16 protein-coding genes are annotated in these 20,473 nt (G+C 66.3%); 11 read left to right on the forward strand and 5 right to left on the reverse strand.

Going from position 1 to position 20,473, the window contains the following annotated elements; genetic code table 11:
• Nucleotides 1–21 precede the first annotated feature (21 nt).
• The 8 genes from V9K91_RS18285 (at nt 22) to V9K91_RS18320 (ending at nt 9,209) form a co-directional block, all read left to right on the forward strand.
• Nucleotides 22–3,021 carry a TonB-dependent receptor gene (locus V9K91_RS18285; RefSeq protein WP_336443491.1) on the forward strand — a complete coding sequence of 1,000 codons (3,000 nt, stop codon included), beginning with the start codon at nt 22–24 and terminating at the stop codon, nt 3,019–3,021.
• Between the two features lie 4 nt (nt 3,022–3,025).
• On the forward strand, nt 3,026–4,576 hold the full coding sequence (locus tag V9K91_RS18290; RefSeq protein WP_336443492.1) for a serine hydrolase domain-containing protein: 1,551 nt from the start codon (nt 3,026–3,028) through the stop codon (nt 4,574–4,576).
• Nucleotides 4,530–5,261, forward strand: a complete 732-nt coding sequence (locus V9K91_RS18295; protein ID WP_336443493.1) for a M15 family metallopeptidase — start codon at nt 4,530–4,532, stop codon at nt 5,259–5,261. The genes V9K91_RS18290 and V9K91_RS18295 overlap by 47 nt, the downstream gene beginning before the upstream one ends.
• Nucleotides 5,262–5,320: 59 nt before the next feature.
• Nucleotides 5,321–5,698 (forward strand): hypothetical protein, encoded by a 378-nt coding sequence (locus tag V9K91_RS18300; RefSeq protein ID WP_336443494.1) that lies wholly within the window; start codon nt 5,321–5,323, stop codon nt 5,696–5,698.
• Nucleotides 5,699–5,917: 219 nt separating this feature from the next.
• Complete coding sequence (locus tag V9K91_RS18305) at nt 5,918–6,334, forward strand: calcium-binding protein (protein WP_095364451.1); 417 nt, start codon at nt 5,918–5,920, stop codon at nt 6,332–6,334.
• 95 nt (nt 6,335–6,429) lie between these two features.
• On the forward strand, nt 6,430–7,179 hold the full coding sequence (locus tag V9K91_RS18310; RefSeq protein ID WP_093532992.1) for an HAD family hydrolase: 750 nt from the start codon (nt 6,430–6,432) through the stop codon (nt 7,177–7,179).
• Nucleotides 7,180–7,183: 4 nt separating this feature from the next.
• Nucleotides 7,184–7,738: a hypothetical protein gene (locus tag V9K91_RS18315; protein WP_336443495.1), complete on the forward strand. Its 555-nt coding sequence runs from the start codon at nt 7,184–7,186 to the stop codon at nt 7,736–7,738.
• A 106-nt stretch (nt 7,739–7,844) separates the two neighbouring features.
• On the forward strand, nt 7,845–9,209 hold the full coding sequence (locus tag V9K91_RS18320) for a VOC family protein (RefSeq protein WP_336443496.1): 1,365 nt from the start codon (nt 7,845–7,847) through the stop codon (nt 9,207–9,209).
• 219 nt (nt 9,210–9,428) lie between these two features.
• Here V9K91_RS18320 and V9K91_RS18325 read toward each other — a convergent pair whose 3' ends face one another.
• Entirely contained in the window at nt 9,429–10,943 is a 1,515-nt protein-coding gene (locus V9K91_RS18325) for an acetyl-CoA hydrolase/transferase family protein (RefSeq protein ID WP_336443497.1), read from the reverse strand.
• Nucleotides 10,944–11,503: 560 nt separating this feature from the next.
• On the opposite strand from V9K91_RS18325, the gene glnE reads away from it, so the two are divergent.
• Entirely contained in the window at nt 11,504–14,338 is a 2,835-nt protein-coding gene (gene glnE, locus V9K91_RS18330) for a bifunctional [glutamate--ammonia ligase]-adenylyl-L-tyrosine phosphorylase/[glutamate--ammonia-ligase] adenylyltransferase (RefSeq protein ID WP_336443498.1), read from the forward strand.
• A 319-nt stretch (nt 14,339–14,657) separates the two neighbouring features.
• Here glnE and V9K91_RS18335 read toward each other — a convergent pair whose 3' ends face one another.
• Nucleotides 14,658–15,212, reverse strand: coding sequence for a queuosine precursor transporter (locus tag V9K91_RS18335; protein WP_068848817.1), 555 nt, complete (start codon nt 15,210–15,212; stop codon nt 14,658–14,660).
• A gap of 281 nt (nt 15,213–15,493) precedes the next feature.
• Between V9K91_RS18335 and V9K91_RS18340 the strand changes: the two genes are divergently transcribed.
• Nucleotides 15,494–16,405 (forward strand): hypothetical protein, encoded by a 912-nt coding sequence (locus tag V9K91_RS18340; protein WP_093532997.1) that lies wholly within the window; start codon nt 15,494–15,496, stop codon nt 16,403–16,405.
• Complete coding sequence (locus V9K91_RS18345) at nt 16,398–17,252, forward strand: nucleotidyl transferase AbiEii/AbiGii toxin family protein (RefSeq protein WP_093532998.1); 855 nt, start codon at nt 16,398–16,400, stop codon at nt 17,250–17,252. The genes V9K91_RS18340 and V9K91_RS18345 overlap by 8 nt, the downstream gene beginning before the upstream one ends.
• A gap of 13 nt (nt 17,253–17,265) precedes the next feature.
• On the opposite strand, the gene V9K91_RS18350 is transcribed toward V9K91_RS18345, so the two are convergent.
• From V9K91_RS18350 to V9K91_RS18360, 3 genes are all read right to left on the reverse strand, one after another.
• Entirely contained in the window at nt 17,266–17,790 is a 525-nt protein-coding gene (locus V9K91_RS18350) for a hypothetical protein (RefSeq protein WP_336443499.1), read from the reverse strand.
• Nucleotides 17,791–17,819: 29 nt separating this feature from the next.
• Nucleotides 17,820–18,710, reverse strand: coding sequence for a DUF2145 domain-containing protein (locus V9K91_RS18355; RefSeq protein WP_336443500.1), 891 nt, complete (start codon nt 18,708–18,710; stop codon nt 17,820–17,822).
• A 703-nt stretch (nt 18,711–19,413) separates the two neighbouring features.
• Complete coding sequence (locus tag V9K91_RS18360) at nt 19,414–20,385, reverse strand: mitochondrial fission ELM1 family protein (RefSeq protein ID WP_336443501.1); 972 nt, start codon at nt 20,383–20,385, stop codon at nt 19,414–19,416.
• Nucleotides 20,386–20,473 lie beyond the last annotated feature (88 nt).

The following is a 20,473-nucleotide window of genomic DNA, read 5'->3' on the forward strand; positions in this document are numbered from 1 at the left end:
CCTTGAAGGAGAGAGCAGGGAATGAAAGCGAACGGATTGAAGCGGGCGGCGCTATGCGTCGCATTGGGTGCGTGCCTGGGTGTCGTTGCACCGGCAGCGATGGCGCAGGACGGTTCGGTGGCCGGCAGGCTGTTGAGCGAACCGGGCCAGCAACTGGAAGGTGCCACCGTCACGGTGCGCAATCCTGCCACCGGCTTCGTGCGCTCGGTGCGCGCCGATGCCAACGGCAGCTACCGCATTCCCCTGCTGCCGGTGGGCACCTATGACCTGGAAGTGGCTGTGGCCGGCGGCGCCCCGGCTCGCGTGGGCCAGGTCAATGTGACCCTGGGCAACGCCACCACGGTGAACGTGCCGGTCAGCGGCGTGAGTACCCTGGGCGCGGTGCAGGTGCGCGCCCCGCAGGTGGTGAACATGGTGGACGTGCGCTCCACCGAATCGGCCACCAACATCACCCGCGAAGAACTGCTCCGGCTGCCGGTGGACCGTGACATCACCGCCGTGGCGCTGCTTGCCCCGGGCGCGGTGAAAGGCAAGGGCTCGCTGGGCGGGCAGGGCATTTCCTTCGGCGGCTCGTCGGTCGCGGAAAACACCGTCTACGTCAACGGCCTGAACGTCACCGACTTCTACAACCGGGTCGGTTTCTCATCGGTGCCGTTCGGCTTCTACCAGGAATTCCAGGTCAAGACCGGCGGCTACTCGGTGGAGTTCGGGCGCAGCACCGGCGGCGTCATCAACGCCGTGACCCGCTCGGGCACCAATGAGTTCCAGACCGGCGCCCAGCTGGTGGTGGAACCACGTGCCTGGCAGTCGCAGGCACGCGACCGCTACGACAGCAACGGCAGCCGCTACATCACCGCCAGCCAGGATGACTACTCGCGCAGCGCCCTGAACGTGTTCGCCTCCGGCGCGCTGGTGCAGGACAAGCTGTTCTTCTTCGGCATGTACGAGGCGCGCGACTACGAGCCCAACTCCACCAACGACGCCGGCACCGTATTCAACCGCGGAAAGGCTGACGACCCGTTCTGGGGCGGCAAGCTGGACTGGCAGATCACCGACAACCAGATGCTGTCGCTGTTCGGCTTCTCCGACAAGAGCGACACCATCACCGACGTCTACAAGTACGAATACGCCACTGGGGACATCGTCGGCGACCGCACCAACCAGATCTACAACACCGTAGGCGGCAAGAACTGGTCCGGCACCTACAGCTGGCAGGTCAACAACGACCTGACCATGAAGCTCATGTATGGCGAGAACAAGCGCAACCGCTCGCAGAGCAGCCTGATGGACCAGAACTGCAACCGCGTGTTCGATAATCGCACCGCCAGCCAAGGCGTTCCCACCGACCTTCAAGGCGACCGCAGCTGCACCAGCAGCTCGCAGGTGGAAGCGGCACTGGATACCCGCAAGGCGGCCCGCGCCGACTTCGAGTGGGCCCTGGGTGACCACCTGCTGCGCTTCGGCCTTGATCGCGAAGAGAACACCTCCGATTACGAGCGCTCGTACCCGGGTCCGGGTGGGTTGCGCTACGACATCTACTACCGTACTCCCGGCAGCTCGCTCAATGGCGGTACCGTGCCGGCCAGCGGTCTGGTCGCGCGCACCCGCCGCTATGAAGTGGCCGGCTCGTTCGAAACCATCAACTCGGCGTACTACCTCGAAGACAACTGGCAGGTCACGCCCAACCTGCTGCTGAACATCGGCGCGCGCGTGGAAGGTTTCGACAACAAGGGCGGCGACGGCGACAGCTACATCAAGATCGACAACATGTTCGCCCCGCGCCTCGGCTTCTCCTGGGACGTCAAGGGCGATGGCACCACCAAGGTGTTCGGCAACCTGGGCCGCTACTTCCTGCCGGTGGCCAACGTCATCAACATCAAGCAGGCGGGCGGCTTCCTGGACGAGCGTACCTGGTACGAGTTCCTCGGCTACTCCGGTGGCGAAAACAACATCCCGGTGCTGGGCGGCCAGATCGGCCCGGTGGACAACTCGCAGGGCGATGGCAGCGTGCCGGACCTGCGCGCCGAGGTGAACCGCGAAATGGACCCGGTGTACCAGGATGAAGCGATCCTGGGCTTCCAGCACATGCTCAGCGAATCGTGGTCGGTCGGCGCCAGCGTCACCTATCGCCGCCTGAACAACGCGATTGACGACATGAACATCACCGCCACCGGCCAGTGCGGTGCGGTCGACAGCGTGTGGATCATGGGCAACCCGGGCCGCACCAACACCGTGTGGGGCGACACCGATTGCGATGGCAGCAATGACGGCTGGATCAACATCGACACTTCCCGTGAGGGCTGGGCGCTGTATGACGATGATGGCAACTATGTTGGCCAGCGCGGCTGGGTCAAGCCGAAGCGCGATTACAAGGCGCTGGAACTGCAGGTCGACCGCGCGTGGGATGGCAAGTGGGGCTTCAACGCGTCCTACACCCTGGCCTACGGCAAGGGCAACGCCGAAGGCCCGGTCAATTCCGATACCGACTTCGCCGATTCGGGCCGTACCGAAAACTTCGACAATCCGTGGGTGAACTACCGTGGCTACGGCTACCTCGCCAACGATCGCCGCCACCAGTTCAAGTTCCGTGGCAGCTACGCGGTGACCGAAAACCTGACCGTGGCCGCCACGCTGGGCATCCAGTCCGGCAGCCCGATCACCCGCTTTGGCGCCGGCAACCCGTATGACGCCACCGACTTCCACAGCTACTTCGTGTGCGTGTCCAACTGCCAGTCCAGCGTACCGTCCGAACGTGTGTTCGTGCATTCGCCGCGTGCCGGCGATGGCCGTACGCCGTGGACCTACGACCTGGACATGAGCATCGCCTACAAGGTGCCGGTGCCTCTGGACATCAGCCTGAAGCTGGCCGTGTACAACGTGCTCAACCAGCAGCGCATCGTGTCGGTGGACCAGGACTACGAGCCGCAGGACAGCATCGGCACGCCGAACCCGCTGTACGGCTACGGCACCGGGTTCCAGTCGCCGCGCTATGCCCAGCTCACGGTGACGTGGAACTATTGAGGGCATGAACGCCTTGAAACGGTGGGTGGTATGTGCGACGGCGGGGCTGGTCTTTTCGGCCAGCGCCGCAACCGCCGAGCCAGGCTTCCAGGCGATGTTCGACCAGGCCCGGCAGCACTACGCGCTGCCGGGCCTGGCCATGGCTGTAGTGGACGACGGCCGCGTGGTCTACATCCACACGGCCGGCGAACGCCGCGCCGGCAGCGGCGAGCCCATCGACGCCGATACCCTGTTCAAGATCGCCTCCAACAGCAAGGCGATGACCGCCGCAGTACTGGCGCGGCTGGTCGACCGTGGCCTGCTCGCCTGGGACGACCCGGTGACGAAATACCTGCCGCAGTTCCGCATGCACGACCCGTGGGTCACCCAACACATGCAGGTCCGCGACCTGCTCATCCACAACAGCGGGCTCGGCCTGGGCGCGGGCGACCTGATGCTGTGGCCCGAACCCAATGCGTTCACCCGCGCCGACATCATTGCCGGCCTGGAGCATCTCAAGCCGGTCACCAGCTTCCGCAGCGGCTACGCCTACGACAACCTGATGTACGTGGTGGCCGGTGAAGTAGCGGCCGCCGCCGGGGGCAAACCCTATGACCAGCTGCTGCGCGAGGAAGTGTTCATCCCGCTCGGAATGACCCGCTGCCAGGCCGGCACGTGGTCGGTGGCGAAGGTGGGCAACGTCGCGCAACCGCATGCCCGGCGCGAGAGTGGCAACGTGGTCGTCAACGCCGACACCGACATCGCGCCGGACCTGACCTCCATGGCGGCAGGCGGCATCCGCTGCAGCCTGCGCGACATGACCCGCTGGATGCAGGTCCTGCTGGATCCCACGCGGGTGCCTGGCTGGCTTAGTGAAACCCAGCGCCGCGCGCTGTGGACCGCGCACATGCCCATGGCGCTCGGCGAACGCCAGCGCCGCTGGGACAACGCGCATTTCTCCGCCTATGGCTACGGCTGGCGCCTGTCGGACATGGACGGGCAGTGGAAGGTCGCCCACACCGGCACGCTGTCGGGCATGTATTCCTCGCTCGCGCTGCTGCCGGACCGCAAGGTGGGCGTGGTGATCCTGATAAATGGCGAAGGCGAGGATGCGCGCACCGTGCTGATGCAGGCCGCGCTGAAGCACTACACCGCCCCGGCGCAACGACAGACCGTTGCCGGTTACACCGAACAGCTGCAGGCCGAACGAACCCAGCGGCGCAACACCACCCACGCGCTGCCAGACACAACCGCCCGCAAACCCGCCGGCGTCGCCGCCACCGCGCAATGGCAAGGCCTCTATCGCGACCCTTGGCTGGGCCAGGCCCGCCTGTGCCCTGAAAACAACACCCTGCGCTTCAGCGTGGACAAATCGCCCACACTGCGCGGATCCGTGATGCAGCTCGATTCCCGCTGGCTGGTGCAGTGGGATACCCTCGGGGCGGATGCAGAACCCTGGCTGCAGGTGGAGCCGGGTACCCCGCCGACGCTCCGCCTGAGCGCGATCGATCCGGATATCGACTTCAGCTATGACTACCAGGACCTGCACTTCACCCGCATCGGCGATTGCCCTTAGCCTGCTGCTCGCCCTGGCCGCGCCCGCGGTGGTGTCGGCCCAGCCGGTCCACATCGCCCTGGTGCGCACCGCCGAACAGGCCGGCCTGGTCGACATCACCACGCTGGCGCCGGATATCAAACTCGACATGCGCTACGCCGGCGCCAACAACTTCACCGGCCGCCCGGTGCCCGGCTACGAAGCACCGAAGTGTTTCCTGCTGCGCCCGGCAGCGAAGGCGCTGGCCGAGGTGGAAGCCGGCCTGCGCGCCAATGGCTACGGCCTGCAGCTGTTCGACTGCTACCGCCCCGCACAATCTGTGCGGGCGTTCGTGGACTGGGCCAACGACCCGCTGGAGCAGTCGCGCAAGGCGCAGCAGTACCCCAGCCTCGACAAACCCGCGCTGCTGGGCGGCTATATCGCCGAAACCTCCGGCCACAGCCGTGGCGCCACCGTCGACCTGGGCCTGCTCGACTGCCGCAGCGACCCCTGCAGCGTGGTCGACATGGGTACCGATTTCGACTTCTTCGGCCCACGCGCGCATACCAACGCGCCCGACATCACCCCCATCCAGTACCGCAACCGCCAGACCCTGCTGCAGGCCATGCAGCGCCAGGGCTTTGCCAACTATCCGCAGGAATGGTGGCATTTCACCCTCACCCCCGAGCCCAGCCCCACCACGGCCTACGACGTGCCGGTGCGCTGAGCCCCTGCGTCCGGTCGGCGCGCCGCTACAATGCGCGCTCACCGAACCCACGGATCACGATGAACCTGCCGCTGCACTTTGGATTGCTGGGCACGCTGGAAGCCGGGCTCATCGCCCTGCTGGTCGGCCTGCTGGTGTACGCACTGTGGCACCGGGTGTGCCGTTGGGCGGGCTGGTCCGACGGGCATGCCATTGGCTGGGCCTGCGTGATGTCCGTGGTCGCATCCGCCGGCATCGATGCCTGGAACCTGTTCTACATGGGCATGATGCGGCTGGAGTCGCCGCTGTACGCGCGCCTGTTCCTGGCCACCATCCACGATCCGAACGAACTGGGCTCGCGCGTGGTGATTGAAGTGGCCGGTGCGCTGGGCGGTGTTGCACTGGGCTGGCTGATATTCAGTTCCCGCTCAGGCGAAAAAAATGCCAGAAACCCCTGAGTTTTCGTTCGCATCCGGTTAAATCCGGGCCCATTGAATGATCGTCTTACCAACCGCTCACCTGCGCGTAACCGCAGGGGTAACGGAGCGCTGCGCGCGTGTGGTTAAGACGGCGTGCGCAGGCCGGTTGCAGGGCAAGGTCGATTCACAAACAGGGTGTCAGTGTGGGGCCGTGCGGAAAACAACGAGCCGCGCAACATCCCACAAGGAGACCACCCGATGACTATTCGCAACCGCAAGCCCCTGATCGCCCTGATCGTCGCCGCCGGCAGTGTTCTGGCCATTCCGGCGATGGCACAGACCGCACAGCAGAGTGCCGCGCAGGCCCAGACCCAGGCCGCGCAGGCCCAGCAGTCGGCGGCACAGGCAGACCAGGCGGCAGATGCGGCCACCGGCGCGGCCGCCCAGGCCTCGGCGCAGGCCGGCGGCGGTGGCGGCCAGACCTGGGCCAGCGTCGATACCGACGGTGACGGCGCTATCAGCAAGACCGAGGCCCAGGTGAACGCAGGCCTTGCCCAGGTATTCGACCAGGCCGACACCAACAAAGACGGCAAGCTCACCCCGGACGAGTACAAAGCCTACGTCGCCGCCCAGCAGGGCGCCGCAGCCGGCGGCAACGCCGCCCCGGGCCGCTGACCACGCAACTGCCTGAAACCGCTGGACAACGGTGAATGGCCTGGAAGGGCGGCTTGGGCCGCCCTTCCTTCTTTTGCGCTTGGTATCCTTGCCCGATGATGACCTCCATGCCCGCGCCCACCGGCGCCATCGGTCTGGTCGGTTTTGACGGTGACGACACGCTGTGGAAGAGCGAGGACTATTACCGCAAGGCCGAGCAGGATTACCTCGACATCCTGTCGCGCTACATCGACGTGCACGACACCGCCACCGCGCGCCACCTGCTCGAAGTGCAGCAGCGCAACCTCGGCGTGTTCGGCTACGGCGTCAAGGGCATGACCCTGTCGATGCTGGAAGCGGCCATCGAGATCACTGAAAAGACCATTGCCGCACGCGACCTGCAGCTGATCCTCGACATCGGCCATGACACCCTGCGCCACCCGGTGGAGTTGATTGATGGCGTGCGCGAGTCCGTCGCCGAAATCGCCCGCGACTATCCAGTGGTACTGATCACCAAGGGCGACCTGTTCCACCAGGAAGCCAAGATCAAGGTGGCCAACCTGCGTGACCTGTTCCCGCGCATCGAGATCGTGTCCGAGAAGGATCCGGAAACCTACGCGCGCGTGCTCGAAGAGTTCGACCTGCCGATGGAGCGTTTCGTCATGGTCGGCAACTCGCTGCGCTCGGATATCGAACCGGTGGTCACCCTGGGCGGCTGGGGCATCCACACCCCGTATGCGGTGACCTGGGCGCATGAAACCCAGCATGGCGTGGCCGCCGATGAGCCGCGCATGGTCGAAGCGGCCACCGCGTTCGACTGGCCTCAGGCCCTGCGCGCCATTGAAGCCAAAGCGGCGGGCGGCTGAGCCGGTGAAGCGCCTGCGCCTGCTGCTGGTTGCCCTGCTGCTGTGGCTGCCGTTGCTGGCGGCCGCGCAGCAGACCCCGGAAAAATCCCAGGCTTACCAGGTCCACACCGGTGACGCCTGGGTTGATGACCAGCTGCAGGACATCAACCACTACGCCGAGCGCTACCCGGAGAGCTTCCTCGACGAGGTAGCGCGCTACGCCAGTGTCCCGCGCGATTACATCGCCGCGCTGTTCTACACCCATGGCTGGCAGGCGGGTGACATCTACTTCGCCTGCTTCTGGGCCAAGGCCACCGAGCGCTCCTGCCGGGACGCCGTGCAGGCCTGGTCGCGCTTCGTGCCCGACGAAGGCGATGACAAGCGCTGGGCCGACGTGGTGACCAACATGCCGGTCACCCCCAGCAACACGCATTGGCGCACCCTGCGCCACGCCATCGTGGCCAGCCACGACCACTGGGACCGCCCGGTCACCCTCGACGCCACCCTCAAGCGCCAGCTCGGCGACCGCGCCCAGCGCGACAAAGCCGCTGCTGACGCCGAAACCAAACGCGCCCGCTGACCCTCCAGGTCCCATCTGCGAATGCTGCTGTGCACCTCGCCCGGTACGGCCCACCTCGGCGACAATGGGTACCTGCTGTTCCCCGTGATCCGTTGCCGAGTACGTAATGAGCGCCGACCGTTTCGTTTCACCCGACGATATCCGCAGCCTGTTCGCCCAGGCCATGTCCACCATGTACCGCACCGAAGTGCCGCTGTACGGCACCCTGGTCGACCTGGTGGCCGAGATCAACGATGCCGTGCTCACCGACAACCCGGCACTGGCCGAGCAGCTCGAGCGCAATGACGAACGCGGCCGCCTGGCGCAGGAGCGCCACGGCGCCATCCGCGTCGGCACTGCCGAGGAGCTGGCCACCCTGGGCCGCCTGTTCGCCGTCATGGGCATGTACCCCATCGGCTACTACGACCTCTCCGTGGCCGGCGTTCCGGTGCATTCCACCGCCTTCCGCCCGCGCACCGCTGCCGCGCTGGCCGCCAACCCGTTCCGCGTGTTCACCTCGCTGCTGCGCCTGGAACTGATCGAAGACGAAGCCCTGCGCGACGAATCCGCGCGCATCCTCGCGCGCCGCCGCATCTTCACCGATGACGCGCTGGCGCTGATCGAGCAGGCAGAACGCGAAGGCGGGCTGGACCAGTACGATGCCCGCCGCTTCGTGCTGGCCGCACTGGAAACCTTCCGCTGGCACAGCGATGCCACCGTCTCGCTGGCCACTTACGAGGCATTGAGCAACGCCCACCGCCTGGTGGCCGACGTGGTCAGCTTCCGTGGTCCGCACATCAACCACCTCACCCCACGCACGCTGGACATCGACGCCGCGCAGGCCGGCATGCTCGCCCGTGGCATCGATGCCAAGGCCGTGGTCGAAGGCCCGCCGCCGCGCCGCTGCCCGATCCTGCTGCGCCAGACCAGCTTCAAGGCGCTGGAGGAAACGGTGAACTTCCCCGATGGCGAAGGCGCCGATGCCGGCACCCACACTGCACGGTTCGGCGAGATCGAACAGCGCGGCCTGGCCCTCACGCCCATGGGCCGCGCGCTGTACGACCAGCTGCTGGCCCAGGCCCGCGATGCCGGCGGCGCCGGCAGCACCGGGCAGGATTACCCCACGCGCCTGGCCGCAGCGTTCACCGCCTTCCCGGACGACCACGACACCCTGCGCCGCGAAGGGTTGGGCTACTACCGCTACGCCCTCACGGACGCCGGCCGCGCCAACCCGGCCGCCGTGGGCGACCTGCCGGCCGAAGCGTTGGTGGCGGCAGGGCTGGCCAGTGCCGACCCGATCGTCTACGAAGATTTCCTGCCGGTCAGTGCCGCAGGTATTTTCCAGTCCAACCTCGGCGGCGAAGAACAGCGCGCGTACGCTGCTCACGCCAACCGCGATGCGTTCGAGCAGGCATTGGGCATGAAGGTCGAGGATGAGTTCGTGATCTACGAGCGCCTGCAGAAAGAGTCGCTCGACAGTCTCCGAATCTAAATGGCAATGGGATGCGCCGGTAGGGTCGCATCCCTATCGACCGCCGTTACGTTGCCCGCGTTCGGTTGCGGCATGAACATTGGCGGGGACGGCGTTTGTTTTTGCCCGGGGTCATGCGTTACCGGACGTTGCACCGTTATCGGCGGTCGTTCGGGAACCGACCCTACCATCGCGAACAAAAAACGCCGGGAAATCCCGGCGTTTTTTTGTTGCAACCACTCAGGCCTTCATCGTCCCCGTATCCAACCACCGCTGGTGCCACGACAACGCTTCCGGCAACAGGTGCGGAGTGTGCTTGCCGTAACTGTCGCGGCTGGCCCGCTCGAAATAATCATTGAGCTGGTCGCGGAAATCCGGATGCGCGCAATTATCGATCACCACCCGCGCACGCTTGCGCGGCGGCAACCCACGCAGATCCGCCAACCCCTGCTCGGTCACGATCACCGACACATCGTGCTCGGTGTGGTCCACATGGCTCACCATCGGCACGATTGCCGAAATGGTGCCGTTCTTGGCCGTGGACGGGCTCAGGAACGCCGACAGGAACCCGTTGCGCGCAAAATCACCCGAACCGCCAATGCCGTTCATGATCCGCGTGCCCATCACATGCGTGGAATTGACGTTGCCGTACAGATCCACCTCGATCATGCCGTTCATGCCGATGCAGCCCAGGCGGCGCACCAGTTCCGGGTGGTTAGAAATCTCCTGCGTGCGCATGATGATGCGCTCGCGGTAGAAATCGATGTTTTCCTTGAACGTCTCATTGGCCTGCGGGCTCAGCGCGAACCCGGTGCACGAGGCGTAGCTCAGCACGCCATCGCGCAGCAGGTCCAGCATGCCGTCCTGGATCACCTCGGTGAACGCGCTGAGGTCGCGGAAGCCGCTCTTGCCCAACCCTGCCAACACCGCATTGGGAATATTGCCCACGCCGCTCTGCAGCGGCAGCAGGTTGGCCGGCAGGCGGCCGCGCGCCACCTCGTGCTGCAGGAACTCGATCAGGTACGCCGCGATCTGCTCGCTGGTCGCATCGATCGGGCTGAACGGGCTGTTGCGGTCCGGGCCGTTGGTGCGCACCACCGCTACGATCTTGTCCGGGTCGCAGCGCAGCGCCGTTTCACCGATGCGGTCGTTGCCGTGCACCAGCGGAATCGGCTTGCGGTGCGGCGGCAGCGCCGTGCCGTAGTAGATGTCGTGCATGCCGTCCACGCCGGCCGGCTGCCATTCGTTGACCTCGACGATCACCTTTTTGGCCAGGTCCAGCCAGGTCTTGTTGTTGCCCACCGAGGTGGAGGGCACCAGCGAACCGTCTTCGCGGATCGCGGAAACCTCGATCACCGCCGTATCGATCTCGCCATAGAACCCGAACCACACATGCTGGGCCACGTGGCTGAGGTGGATGTCGATGTAGTCCAGCAGGCCCGCATTGATGCGGTTGCGCGCGTCCGGGTCGCTCTGGAACGGCATGCGCATGGCGATGCCGTCGGCCTTGGCCAGCGCACCGTCCAGTTCCGGCGCGGTGGACGCGCCGGTCATCAGGCTGATCTGGAAGGGCAGGTTGTCGGCGTGGAAGGCCTCGATGCGCTGGGCCAGCGCCACCGGCACCGCCTTGGGGTAGCCCGAGCCGGTGAAACCACTCATGGCCACCGTTTCGCCCGGCTGGATCAGCGCGGCGGCGGCTTCGGCAGATACAACGCGAGCGCGCAGGCGCGCGTCGGCAATGCGATCAACGGACATGACGACTACGTTTGTGGGGGATATTCATTATCCGCCATCGCACCACCGTCCCGGGTGCGACCAAGGTGGAATGGTGTTCTCCCGGTATATGAGGTCCTATTCAGTTAAATGAGGGCATCTGTACCCGCCAGTATTGTTTTGCAGTGCAGCGTGCAACTTGTTCGCGGAGCCTAGAAGATCGCCCTGCATCCCGACGTGGGGGAGGGAGCAGAGCCCGCTGGCAGTTCGCTGCAAGCGGGCTTTTTTATGCCCAAAATTCGGCGGGTGCCCTATTCATTCACGGAGACACCACGGTGTGGCCGCCCTGCGGTTGGGTCGCATCCCAATCGACTGCCGTGGCACCGCCCGCGTTCGATGGGGCATGACCTCCGGCGGGGAAGGCGTTTACGTTGTCCAACGGTAATGCGTTACCGGGCGTGGACCCGTTATCGGCGGTCGTTTGGGAACCGACCCTACGCCCGCGCCGCAGCCGCCACCCACGCGCAACGCGCCGCATACACGGACCCCCACACGCACCCTGCCATTCGGGTGCCGCGTGCGGCCCCATGCATAATCGCCTCATGCCGATTTCCGCCGATGCCGTTCCCGCCGCCCTTGTCCCGCTCGTCGACCGCGCGCTTGCGCGTCTTGCGCTCAGCCTGAACGACTCAGGCAACTGGCCGCCGCCGGAACCGGTCCTCGCCAAGCTCCGCCTGCTCGCCATCACCAGCGACTTCGCCCTCGACACCCTGTGCCGGCAGCCCGCGCTTCTGTCGCAATTGACCCAAACCGACTGCCCGCCGCTGCCGCTTCCGGAACTGGATCCCCAGCAGCCGGCCGACTGGCCGGCGCGCCTGCGCCGCTACCGCACCGCCTGCTCCACCCGCCTGATCTGGCGCGACCTCGAAGGCCTCGACGACGTACCCGCCACCCTGGCCGGCGCCACCCGCCTGGCCGAGGAATGCCTGGCGCTGGCCCTGGCCGCGCTGGAACAGGAATTCGCCACCCGCCACGGCGTGGTCCGCGCCGCCGATGGCAGCACCCAGCAGCTGGTGGTGTTCGGCCTGGGCAAGCTGGGCGGCGGCGAGCTCAATTTCAGTTCTGACGTGGACCTTGTCTACGCCTACCCGCAGGGCGGCGAATCCGACGGCCCGCGCCCGCTCGCCGCCGAGGAATACTTCGCCCGGCTCGGCCAGCGCCTGGCGCGCCTGCTCGACGAAACCACCGTGGACGGCTTCAGCCACCGCGTCGACCTGCGCCTGCGCCCGTTCGGTAGCGCAGGCCGCGTGGCGCTGTCTTTCACTGGCATGGACCAGTACTTCCAGCGCGAAGGCCGCGATTGGGAACGCTACGCCTGGCTCAAGGCGCGCGCCGTGGCGGGCGACATCGCCGCCGGTGAAGCCTGGCTGCAGACCCTGCGCCCGTTCGTCTACCGCCGCTACCTCGACTTCACCGCGCTCGATGGCCTGCGCGAAATGAAGGCGGCCATCACCGCCGAAGTCTCGCGCCGCGACATGTTCGACGACATCAAGCGCGGCCCCGGCGGCATCCGCGAAATCGAATTCCTGTCCCAGGCGCTGCAGCTCATCCGCGGCGGCCGCGAAGCCAGCCTGCGCGAGCGCCGCCTGCTGCATGCGCTGCCCGCCCTGGTCGCCTGCGGGCAGATGGCGCCGGAGGATGGCGCAGACCTGCTGCACGCCTACGGCTTCCTGCGCCGCCTGGAAAACCGCCTGCAGATGCTGCGCGACGCCCAGACCCACGCGCTGCCCACCGACCCCATCGACCGCCTGCGCATCGCCTGTGGCCTGGGCTACGCCGACTGGGACGCGCTGCTGGCCGCACTCGATGTGCAGCGCGACCGGGTCAGCACCGAGTTCGCCGCGCTGCTCGCCCCGCGCGCCGGCCAGGCCGCCCCCGATGCGCTGGCCAATTACTGGCGCGGCCTGCCCGACAGCGGCGATGCCGAGGTGCTGGCCAACGCCGGCTTCCACGACCCCAACGGCGCCGACCAGTCGCTGCGCGACTTCGCCCAATCACTCGGCGTGAAGTCGCTCAGCGACAACGCGCGCGCACGCCTCGACCGCGTACTGCCCGCGCTGCTGCACGCCGCCACCCGCTCGCCGCAGCCCGACGCCGCGCTCAAGCGCGTGCTGGGCCTGCTGCAGGCCATCCTGCGCCGCACCAGCTACCTCGCACTGCTCGACGAACAGCCCAGCGCACTGGCCAGGCTGGTGGACGTGCTCGCCCGCAGCGCGCTGCTGGCCGAGCGCATCGCCGCCTACCCGTTGTTGCTGGACGAACTGCTGGATGTACGCGTCTCCGGCCCGATGCCCGATGCCGCCGCCATGCAGGCCGAGTGCGATGCCGCGCTGGCCGTGGACGACCCCGAGGCCGCGCTGCGCCTGCTCAATGAAACCCGGCTCGCGCTGAGCTTCCGCATGGCCCTGGCCACGCTGGATGGCCGCCAGCGCGCCGTGGACAGTACCCGCCAGCTCGCCCAGCTCGCGCAGGCGGTGGTGGTCACCGCGTTGGCGATGGCCGATGCGGACATGCGCCGCGCGCACGGTGAAGTGCCGGGCGGCCGGTTCGCGATCATCGGCTACGGCAGCCTGGGCGGGTTGGAACTGGGCTTCGGCTCGGACCTGGACCTGGTGTTCCTGCACGACCACCCGGCCGACCAGGACAGCAGCAACGGCGCCCGCCCGCTCGACCCGGGCCGCTGGTACGCACGCCTGGCGCAGAAGGTGATGGCGCTGCTGGGCGCGGTCACCGCTGCCGGCCGCCTGTACGACATCGACGTGCGCCTGCGCCCGGATGGTGGCAAGGGCTCGCTGGTGTCCTCGCTGGCCAGCTACACCGAATACCAGCGCGAGCGTGCCTGGACCTGGGAACACCAGGCGCTGGTACGCGCGCGCGGCATTGCCGGTGACGCCAGCCTTCTGGCCGATTTCGAACGGATCCGTGCCACCACGCTGGCGCGCCCGCGCGAGCGCGAGGTGCTGTACGCCGACGTGGTGAAAATGCGCGGCCGCATGCGCACCGAACTGGACCGCAGCGATGCCGCGCGCTGGGATCTCAAGCAGGGCGCCGGTGGCATCGTGGACCTGGAGTTCCTGCTGCAGACCGGCGTGCTGGACAGTGCCGGCACGCACCCACAGGTGCTGGAGCCGCGCGACACCCCCAGCCTGATCGACCAGCTGGCCGGCATTGCCTGGCTGCCCGGCGGCACGCGCGAGGCGCTGCACGAAGCGCACGCCGCGCTGTTGGACGTAGGGTTGGCCTGCACCCTGGACAGAAGGCCGCGCCTGGCGGTCCTGACCCCCGCGTTGGAAGAAGCCCAACGCGTAATCACCGCCACCTGCGAAGCAGCAGAGCTACCCTTCGCCGATACCGGCGCAACGTCCGGTAACGCATGACCCCGTGCAAAAACAAATGCCGTCCCCGCCAATGTTCACGCCACAACCGAACGCGGGCAACGTAACGGCGGTCGATAGGGATGCGACCCTACCGCCGAATCGCGGGCAATTCGGCACGGGATACGTGCACTATCGCGGGCAATGCGGCATGGCCGGCTATCGGGATACATGCACTGGTAGGGTCGGTTCCCAAACGACTGCACGTATCGGTGCAACGTTCGGTAACGCATGACCCCGGGATAAAACAAATGCCGTCCCCGCCGATGTTCATGCCCAACCGTACGCGGGCAACCTAACGGCGGTCGATTGGGATGCGACCCTACGCCGTGCGCGGCGCCATCTTCCACAGCAACGCGCGGAACGGCGCCAGCAGGAACACACCAATCGCCAGCTTCACCGCCAGGTCGCCCGCGGCCCAGCTCACCCACGGCAGGCTCGAACCGGCGAACGCGATGCTCCAGAAAATCGTCGTATCCAACGTCGCACTGCACGTGGTCGCCACCATCGGTGCGCGCCACCAGTGTCCCCGGCGCAGCCGGTCGAACACGGTGATATCCAGCAGCTGCGCGGCAATGAACGCCAGACACGAGGCCACCGCAATGCGCGGGGTCGCAATCCAGATCGACAACAGCACCGCCAGCGCAAACCCTGCCCACGCCACCCGCCGTGCCGCCGCCGGGCCAAACCGGCGGTTGATCAGGTTGCTCACCAGGAACGCCACCGGGTAGCTGAAAGCGCCCCAGGTCAGCCAATCGTTGATCGGGTACTGCACCAGCACGTTCGAACCCAGCACCACCGCGCCCATGGCCAACACCGCCAGCAGCAGCGAGCGAAGGGTCAACGGGGCAAACACGATGGCAGGGCGGGCGGTCATGGCGGAGCAGCTGGAGGGGAGGGGGCGCATTATCGAGGCACTCTCCCGGCGTCGCCAGTTTCCCGGCCTTCGGTCGGCGCCTTGGCTGACGTACCATAAGCGTCCTAAGGACGCTTATGGTACGTCAGCGATAGTGTCCAGATGTTAACAATCGAGGAAACTGACCCTGGCTTTCACGGGTGTGACTTGAGGCTCAGCAACCATCGTGGTATACAATCAACGTCCTTAGGACGTTGATTGTATACCACGCCAACTGACGCCCAAGGAGGGTCCGCGTAGTCATGTCCTACCTCCCCGCCATCGCCTGGCGCGACGCCCTCGATCTCAAGATCCGCCAAGAGTTCACCCTGCCAGTCATCAGCAATCATGGGCTGGCGGTCATCCTGACTCAGCTGCTCGCGAAAGATGAATACGAGGGCAGGGCTATCCGCCCGCCGCGCACTGGCCTGAATCGAGACGCTTTCCTCTCAGGCCGCAAAGCTCTATTGGAGCGCGGAGCCCTTCTCCTGCCCGAACGGGGCCTGCCCCAATCCCTGATGCGAGTGCCCGGTCGGAAGGACGCCTCTCCAGGGGAAGTGATGTGCGCCATCGATCCATTCGGCCACATCGCGTTCCTGAGTGCGATGGAGTTCCACGGCCTCACCAACCGGCTGCCCAAACTCCTCTACTTCGTCACCTTCGACACGGCGTCGTGGCGAACGCTTGCCAAACAGAGAATGGAGCACGAGCTCGGCGGGCAGCTGGCCGCGTTTCAGGAGGCAGACCTGCCCCCGCTGCAGTACTCGGTCATCAAGCGCCTCAACGGCGTGGTCATCGAAACCCTGCGTACCAAGGAAGCTGGGCATTGGCGGTATGCCATGGACGGGGCGATTCGCGTCACGGGCATCGGCCGCACGTTCCTCGACATGATCAAGCGCCCAGACCTCTGCGGTGGCATCCGCCATGTCATTGAAGTGTTCGAAGAACATGCACGGATGTACCTCACGCCCATCCTTGCCGAGTTCAACACACACGGCGGAAAAATCGACCGCGTACGTGCTGGTTACATCCTCAATGAACGATGTGGGATAGAACGTCCAGAAATCGATGCGTGGGTTGCCGATACTGCACGCGGTGGCTCGCGGAAGCTCGACGCGCAGGCCGAATACGCATCAGAGTTTTCTGAAAAGTGGAGTCTTTCAATCAATGCCTAGCCTGCTGCATGACATCCCTGCATGGGTCCGCACCACGGATCCGCGTCAGGCGGTCATGCGCGAAGCGGTGCATTGTGTCCTGGAAGCGATTGCCCGCACACCGCGACTTCGCACGTTGCTGTGCATGAAGGGCGGCATCCTGATGGCGCTGCACTACGCGAGCCCGAGGTACACCACGGACATCGATTTCTCCACGCCCAAGCCGTTCACTGAAGCGGCCGAGCAGGAGACGCTCGCGTTGATGGCTGAAGTTTTGCCGGGAATGGGGGAGCTGCTCGGACACGACGTAGAATGCCGTCTTCAGGGGCACCGGGTAAAGCCGAACCGGCAGGGCACCCGGGTAAGTCTGACCATGAGCGTCGGCTACGCGCTGAAGGGCACCGCCGCCCACCGAAGGTTGGTTGCCGGCCAGTCGCCTTTCTCACTGTCACTCGACTTCAGCTTCCGCGAACGCATTCCTGCGTTCGAAGAGGTGGAGATCGGTGAAAGCGGTCATCTTTGCGTGTACGGGCTGACCACCCTCGTTGCCGAGAAGATGCGGGCGCTGCTGCAGCAACCCATCCGCAACCGGAATCGTCGGCAGGACGTCTTCGACCTCAATTACCTGCTCACCCAACGTGCTGAGCTTCATCTGTCCCAATGGCGGGCGGAGGTGCTGAGCGATCTTCGCATCAAGTGCGAAGACCGCGATGTGCCGCTCAGCGCAACCGCATTCGATGATCCGGACATCGCGACGCGCGCCGAGCAGGATTACGACACGCTGCGGTCGGAAATCGAAGGCGAGGTGCCTGAGTTTGCACCTGCCTTCGAAAGGGTTGCGGCCTACTTCCGCGCGCTGCCCTGGTAATGAGCGGGTTCGCCTACCAACGTTCGCTCAGGTTGCTGGCCGCCGCATCGGTGGTGGGCAGGAACGCCAGCTGCGTGCCCTTGGCATCGGCCACCATCCAGCCGGCACCGGCCTCGGTGGGCGTGAAGGCCAGCACATCGCCGGCTTTCAGCGCCTGCGCGGGGTTGTCGTCGCGCGCAGGCCACTGCACCACGGCCAGGTCGGCGGGGGCTTCGGGGTTCTTCAGCGCCACCTGGTAGGCGCCGTCAGCCTGGCGCTCCACCTTCTCCACAGTGAGCGGCGGCAACGGGCCGGCCTTGGCCCCGGCAGCGCCGGTGCCCTTGCCCTTGGCCGCACTGCGCCGCTCCGACCCCTTGGCCGAGCCCTTGAAGCCCGCCGCCGTCAGCCAGATCGGCGCGGTGACCACCGCGATGCTCACATACGCGCTGATCGCCGCGTAGCTCACCGACTGCTGGCTGGGGGTGAAGTTCTGCGCACTGGCCTGCGGTGCTGCAATGGCCACGCTCAGTGCCACCGCCAGAATCGAATAACGCTTCATGCCAACTCCTTCTGCAAAGGGAAAAATCATTACGGCTTCGGCGCCGCCATCCCGGCCACCGGCACATGCGCCACGCTCACCTCCTGCGCCAGCGCCTTGCGCTGCTGCAGGAAATCGAACACCGATTCCACCGTCACCACCGAATAGTCGCCGGAAATGCGCTCGCTGGCCGGGTGGTCGGTGGTGGCGGCATTGGCCGAGAAGAACCGCGCGCCCAAGCGCTTGCCCACGCCAATGTGCAGCGAGCTGGGCTGGTAGTGCTGTTCCTTCAGCCATGCCTGCACCTGCGCACGGCGCACCAGCAGCGCGCCGTCGCGCGATTGGGCCATTGCCGCCGCCAGCACTTCCAACACCCATTGGTTGGAGTTCTGGTATTCAACGCTGAAGGGGTAGGCCACCACGCTGTAGCGCGGCTCGTGCAGCGCCTTGGCCTGGATGCCCGGCGCGGTGAGCATCGTCTTCAACGCCGCGCGCACCGCAGGTGTGGGCACGCCCACGCGCAGATCGGTATGCGTGCCGGTTTCGCCGATGAAGTTGCTCAGCCCTTCATGGAACAGCGAAGACTCCGGCGACTTGCAGTGGTTCAACAGATGCACCGCGCGCCAGCTGCCATCGTCCTCGCGCACCGCGAAGGCGAGGTGGCTGTGGCGCAGGCCGTACCTGCTCAGGTCCTGGCCGCCGCGCGCGATGATCACCACATCCACGTCGTCGAGCGCTTCCAGTGTTTCATCGGCGCGCTGTGCCACATCGAACATCGACGCCAGCGCGGCCGGGGTAGGGTGGCGCTCCATGCATTCGGGCTGTTGGGATTGCGCCTGTGCCACAGGCGCGGCCAGCAGCAACGCCGCGCACAGCAGTGCAGGCAGCGCGAGGCGCTTCAACGGCGGGTGCTCAGGCAATCCGGGGCAGGGCAGATCCATTGCGTTTCAGTCTCCAGCGGTACGGGGCCGCGTCGGCATCATAGCGGCATCAGGCTGTGTGCCGACTAACAGTCGGCGCTACCGAGGTTCGCGAGCCGATGGTGGTTTGATTCGTATCCCGATGGGCCCGTCGCGGATTGATCCCGATCCCAATGGGCACGTCGCGGAACGATCCTGATGCCAATGGGCTCGTGGCGGATTGATCCTGATCCCAATGGGGTCGTGGCGGATTGATCCTGATGCCAATGGGTACGTAACAATTCGTAGCCCCGGCCGTTGGCCGGACACCGCGCGAAGCGCGGCCCAAGCATCCGGAGCCGCCCGCATGACGCGCGCGACCAATCTTCCGGCGTTTACACAAACCGAAGCCGCCTCCGCACCCCATCCACCTTCACAACGCCCGAACGCGCAATCACCGGCTCAACTCCCGCGCACAAGGCTCGCTAACCGGCGCAGGCTGATCCTCCGGCGGCCACCGCTCCTTCTTCTGCTCGTCCGTGCGCGGCGGCTGGTTGCGATACGCGGTGAGCTCCTTATGGCAGCTCCACGACACCGCATCCTGCCCAGCAGGCATGCTCGAACAGCCCGCCATCAACACAACCATCAACGCCACTAAAGCACTGCGCATACGCACGCTCCTTCCCTGGTGAACCCCGAATCTAACGGCATCGCCACCGCGTCGGTAGCCAAGCGCCCACCTCCGTTAAGCCGGGATACCCAAAGCCTGGCGCACCTGCGCGGCAATCCGCCCGGTCTCGCGCAGCGGTTCAATCGGCCCGGGATACCCCCAATCCAACCAGCGTTCCTGCAACCGCCCGCGCGCGCGCAGCGCCTGCTGGAACTGCACCATCCTTCCCTGCGCGTGCTGTTCCAGCGCCACCGCCACCGGCAACCGCGTCCCGCACGCCTCAGAAAGCAGGTTCACCGAATCGGGCGACACCACGATGCGGTCGGCCCAGCCCAGCAACCCCGCATACGGGTTCACCCCGTCACCACCATCGCCCCAGATCACCCCGGGCACATCGGCGAACGCGCTACGCAGCGCACCCACCAGCGAAGGCGGCGTACGCCGCGAGGTGGTGGCCAGCAGGCTGCCGCCCTCGGCGCGCAGCTGTTCGGCCAGCTGCTGGAACACCTTCACCATGTCCGGCTCGTGCCACGGTGCGTGCGCGGTCGGCCCACCCACCAGCAGCGCGGTACGCGGCCCGGGCAGGTCGCCGAAGGGGGCAAACGCCGCGCGGCCCACCGTGAGCCAGTCGTCGTCCACCGGGTTCAGGCTGCCCAACAGAGTAAGTACGTTGCTGCCGCGCAGGGCATCGTGTTCGGGCACCACCAGCAGGTCCCAATGGCGCGTGCCCAGCCGTGGGTCCAGGATCTGCACCACCTTGCTGCCGCGCCGGCGCAGTTCGCGCAGCGCCCCGGCCGCCTGGCGGCCACAGCCCACCGCCAGCTCGGGCGGTTGCGCAGTCAATGTCGCGAATGCCTCACCAAAGCCCTGTGCCATACCCGGCAGCCAGCGCGGCGCCACCCATTTCCAGGGCGCGCGCGGCAGCAGCACCAGCGGGCGATGCACCCCCAGCTTCAATGCCGTGGCCAGGGCCACTGCCTGCCGCACATTGCCGGCACGGCCGTCAGTGATCGTCCAGGGCGGACTCCATCGTTTCACGTATGGCATTAATTCGTTTCAGTCAGGCTGGGTGTTGCAACAGTCGCGACACTCTACACTGCCAGCCTTCGCCGACCGCGCAGTGCCCCGTAAAGGT

The organism is Stenotrophomonas sp. CCNWLW57 (assembly GCF_037203925.1).
Lineage (GTDB): Bacteria > Pseudomonadota > Gammaproteobacteria > Xanthomonadales > Xanthomonadaceae > Stenotrophomonas > Stenotrophomonas rhizophila_A.